This is a genomic window from Mesorhizobium sp. M7A.F.Ca.CA.001.10.2.1, from assembly GCF_003998575.1.
In the GTDB taxonomy this organism is placed as follows: Bacteria; Pseudomonadota; Alphaproteobacteria; order Rhizobiales; family Rhizobiaceae; genus Mesorhizobium.
On the sequence record NZ_RZQY01000562.1, the window covers coordinates 1 to 4098 of the forward strand.

The window sequence follows — 4098 nt, forward strand, 5'->3', positions numbered from 1 at the left end:
TACCAGACCTGGTCGGCTTCGATCGCGCCCGGCGTGTCGTCGCTCGCCTTCTGGGTGGCGCAGCAGGTGCTCGACGGCCGCACCGACATTCCGCACGATCTGCTGGTGCCGTATCTGGCCTTCACACAGGACGATTTCGAGGCCGAGCTGCCGAAGATCCCCAAGGGCGGCGTCGCCAGCCACGAATACACGCAGGAAGACGCGATCGCGGCCATCAAAGCCAACATCAAGTGAGCCTTGAACAAGCGTTGCCCTCCGGATCATCGAGCGGATATCGTTGAGCATGCCTGAAGGGAACGCTGACATCATCAGACTGAACGGCGCCGAAAAGCATTTCGGCGCCGTTCGCGCGCTGGGCGGCGTCGATTTCCATGTCGGCCCCGGCGAGTGCGTTGGTCTCGTCGGCCACAATGGCGCCGGCAAATCGACGCTGATGCACATGGTGGCTGGCACGCTGGTGCCCGACAGTGGCAAGATCGGCGTGCATGGCGACACCGAGGACAACTACTCGGTGTCGCGGGCGCAGCAGCTCGGCATACGCTGCGTCTTCCAGGAACTGTCGCTGTGCCCCAACCTCAGCGTCGCCGAGAACACGCGCATCAACCACGCGTCGCTGCGCGGCTTCGGCTGGCGGCGCAAGGCGGCGGATCTGATCGCCGCCAAGCTCGACGAGATCTTTCCGGGCCACAGCATTTCGGCGTCCGATATTGTCGGCGATCTGTCGATCGGCCGGCGCCAGATGGTGGAAGTGGCGCGCGCCTTCACCGTCACTCAGGATCGGCTCGACCTCGTCATCCTCGACGAGCCGACATCGTCGCTCGATGCGCATACGGCGGGCCAGCTGCTGGCCTTCGTGCGCCGCTTCGTCGCCGGCGGCAAAAGCTGCATCCTGATCTCGCATGTGCTGGGTGAGGTGCTGCGCAACGCCGATCGCATCGTGGTGATGCGCGACGGCAAGGTGGTTGTCGCCGACGCCGCCAGTGCCTTCGACCGCGACCGGCTGGTGACGGCGATGGGCGGAGCGGAGGCGCGCCAGAAGATCGCGGCGCAAATCGCGGCTGCCAAGCCCGCCGCCAGTCCGCTACGGGTCCGGGCGCGGCCCGCCGCGCAGAAGGACGGCACCGACCTCGTCGCCTGCGCCGGCGAGATCATCGGCCTTGCCGGTCTGGCGGGACACGGCCAGACCGATCTGCTGCTGGCGATCTTCACTGCTGCATCGCGCGCCCGGGCCGGTATCGAGGTGACCGCACCGGTGGCGCTGGTCGCCGGCGACCGCCAGTCGGACGGCATTTTTCCGCAATGGTCGATCGCTGAGAACATCGGCATCCGCTCGCTGGCGCGGTTGCGCAGCGGGCTGCTGATCTCGCCGCAGCGCGAGGCCGAGCTCGCCGCATTCTGGCAGAAGAAGATCGGCATCCGCACGCCCGATATGAACAACAACATTTTCTCGCTGTCGGGCGGCAACCAGCAGAAGGCGCTGTTTGCCCGCGCGCTCGGCTCGGACGCGCAGATCGTGCTGATGGACGACCCGATGCGCGGCGTCGATATCGGCACTAAGCTGGAGGTCTATGACCTCGTGCGCGAAGAGGCTGCCCGAGGCCGCACCTTCCTCTGGTACACCACGGAAACCGAAGAGCTCGACAATTGCGATCACATCTATGTCTTCAAGAACGGCCGCATCGTCGCCAATCTGCGCCGCGACGAGTTGACCGAAGAGAAGATCATCCAGTCCTCATTCGGCGATGCGGCCTGAGATGACGGCCGCCAGCCTCGACACCGCCGCCAGGACGTCCGCCGAGCGAGGCGCACTGGCCCGTGCCCGTCTGTTGCGCGGGCTGCTGCCGGCGCTGTCGCTGGCGCTGGTGCTGCTCGCCATCGCCTGGCTCAACCCGCGCGCCATCAGCTATTTCGGGTTCAGCCTGATGCTCAATTTGGCGATCCCGATCGCGCTGGCGACCATCGCGCAGATGTTCGTTATCGCCGGAAACGAGCTCGACCTGTCGATCGGTACTTTCGTCGGCTTCGTCGGCTGTGTCACGGCGACCTGGCTGAAGGACGCGCCGCTCATCGGCGTGATGATCCTGCTCGGGTCGATAGGCGTCTATGCGCTGCTCGGCGCGCTGATCCATCTGCGCAATTTGCCTTCGATCGTGGTGACGCTCGGCATGAGTTTCGTCTGGCAGGGGCTTGCCATTCTCGTCTTGCCCAAACCGGGCGGCAAGGCGCCGGACTGGCTGCTCGGGCTGATGGCGTTCAAGCCGCCCTTCATTCCGTTCCCGATCATCGCCGCGCTGCTGATCGGCCTCATCGTTCATTTCGGCCTGATGCGCACTTCCTATGGCGTGATCCTGCGCGGCTCCGGCGGCAATCCGGCGGCACTCGGCCGCGCCGGCTGGTCGCTGCTCAAGACCAAGATCGTGCTGTTTGCGCTGGCCGGTCTGTTCGGCGTGCTGTCCGGCATGGCGCTGATCGGCATCACCACCTCGGCCGACGCCAATATCGGCAATGGCTACACGCTGCTGGCGATCGCCGGCGTCATCCTCGGCGGCGGCGAATTCGTCGGCGGCCGGGTGTCGCCGATAGGTGCTGTGATCGGCGCGCTGACGCTGGCGCTGGCGGCCTCGCCGCTGCTCACCTTCATGCACATTCCACCCGATTGGCAGGTTGCCGCCAACGGCGCCATCCTCATCATCGTGCTGGCGGCGCGGGTGCTGATCAGCCGCAAGGAGAGGTGAGCGATGACATCGGTGAAATCGCTGCTCGCCAAACCCTGGATCTGGTCGTTCATTGGCGCGCTTCTGGTGTGGCTGGCGACGATCGCCTTCACCGGCGGTTATGGCGCCGGCGGCATGGTGACGGCGGCCCTGTCGCTGGCGGTGTTCACCGTCATTGTCGGCGTCGGCCAGATGTTCGTCATCACACTCGGCCCGGGCAATGTCGACCTGTCGCTGCCGGCCAATATCGGCCTTGCCAGCGCCGTCGCGATGAAAGTGATGGACGGCAATGATTCCATGATCGTGGTCGGGCTGCTGGCGGCGCTTGCCTGCGGGGCGGCGATCGGCGCCGCCAACTATCTGCTGATCTGGGCGCTGCGCATCCCGCCGATCATCGCCACGCTGTCGGCCAGCTTCATCATCCAGTCGATCGACATCAGCTACGGACGCGGCTTGCAGATCAAGCCGCCGCCGGGCTTCGCCGATTTCGCCAACCGGCAGATACTCGGCATTCCGGTGCTGGCCATCCTCACCGTGCTGTTCACCATCGGTGCGGCCATCGCCCTGCAGCGCATGATCTATGGCCGCTCGGTGCTGGCGATCGGCCAGAATATCCGCGCCGCCTGGCTCGCCGGCGTCAATGTCGGCCGCATCCGTTTCCTCACCTACACGCTGTCTGGTGCGCTCGGCGGCATCGACGGCGCGCTGCTCGCCGGCTATTTCCGTGGCGCCAATGTCGATATCGGCAATGAGTATCTGCTGGCCTCGATCGCGGTCGTCGTCATCGGCGGCACGTCGGTCGCCGGCGGCAAGGCCAATGTGCCCGGGGTCTGGGGCGCGGCGCTGTTCCTGGTGCTGCTTTTGACCATGCTCAACACGTTTGGGGTGAGTGCCGGGGTGCGATTGCTGCTCACGGGGCTGATCATTGTCGGGGTGATCACGGCGGCGGGCGGGCAGAAGGCGCCGCGGTAGGCTCCGCCTTCGTCGTCCCAGGCCTGTAATCATTGTGCCAGGCCGACATCCGGTTCCAATCGGCGTCATAGCGCTGTAAATCCCGTTCGCGCGGCCACGGCCGCTGAATAGCGCTGGGAGGTTTGCGTGTCCGATTTCGTGAAGGTCAGCCGCCACGGCGATGTCGCCGTCGTCACCATCGACAACCCGCCGGTCAACGCGCTGAGCTTCCATGTCCGCGAGCCGCTGATGCAGGCGCTGGTTGAGTTGCGCGACGATGCTTCGGTTGCCGCCATCGTCATTGCATGCGCCGGCCGGACCTTTGTCGCTGGCGCCGACATCACCGAATTCGGCAAGCCGATGCAGCAGCCGGAGCTGCGCGCCATCGTGGCGACGCTGGAAACCATCGCCAAGCCAACGCTAGCCGCCATCC

4 protein-coding genes and 1 pseudogene are annotated in these 4098 nt (G+C 65.7%); all 5 read left to right on the forward strand.

The genetic code is table 11. The features are described from left to right. A pseudogene (locus EN964_RS27260) lies at positions 1-234 on the forward strand (ABC transporter substrate-binding protein); the annotation flags it as partial. 49 nt (positions 235-283) lie between these two features. Next, complete coding sequence (locus EN964_RS27265; RefSeq protein ID WP_127270027.1) at positions 284-1753, forward strand: sugar ABC transporter ATP-binding protein; 1470 nt, start codon at positions 284-286, stop codon at positions 1751-1753. 1 nt (position 1754) lies between these two features. Beyond that, the gene (locus EN964_RS27270; RefSeq protein WP_164748786.1) at positions 1755-2735 is read left to right on the forward strand and encodes an ABC transporter permease; all 981 of its coding nucleotides are present in this window, start codon (positions 1755-1757) and stop codon (positions 2733-2735) included. Positions 2736-2738: 3 nt separating this feature from the next. After that, entirely contained in the window at positions 2739-3686 is a 948-nt protein-coding gene (locus EN964_RS27275) for an ABC transporter permease (protein ID WP_127270023.1), read from the forward strand. A 126-nt stretch (positions 3687-3812) separates the two neighbouring features. Further along, on the forward strand, positions 3813-4098 hold a 286-nt coding region (locus EN964_RS27280; RefSeq protein WP_164776021.1), incomplete at its 3' end, for an enoyl-CoA hydratase/isomerase family protein.

Bases quoted from the DNA above. Each gene is read 5' to 3' on its own strand.
- EN964_RS27265 (WP_127270027.1), top strand. From the start codon at position 284: ATGCCTGAAGGGAACGCTGACATCATCAGACTGAACGGCGCCGAAAAG.
- EN964_RS27270 (WP_164748786.1), top strand. From the start codon at position 1,755: ATGACGGCCGCCAGCCTCGACACCGCCGCCAGGACGTCCGCCGAGCGA.
- EN964_RS27275 (WP_127270023.1), top strand. From the start codon at position 2,739: ATGACATCGGTGAAATCGCTGCTCGCCAAACCCTGGATCTGGTCGTTC.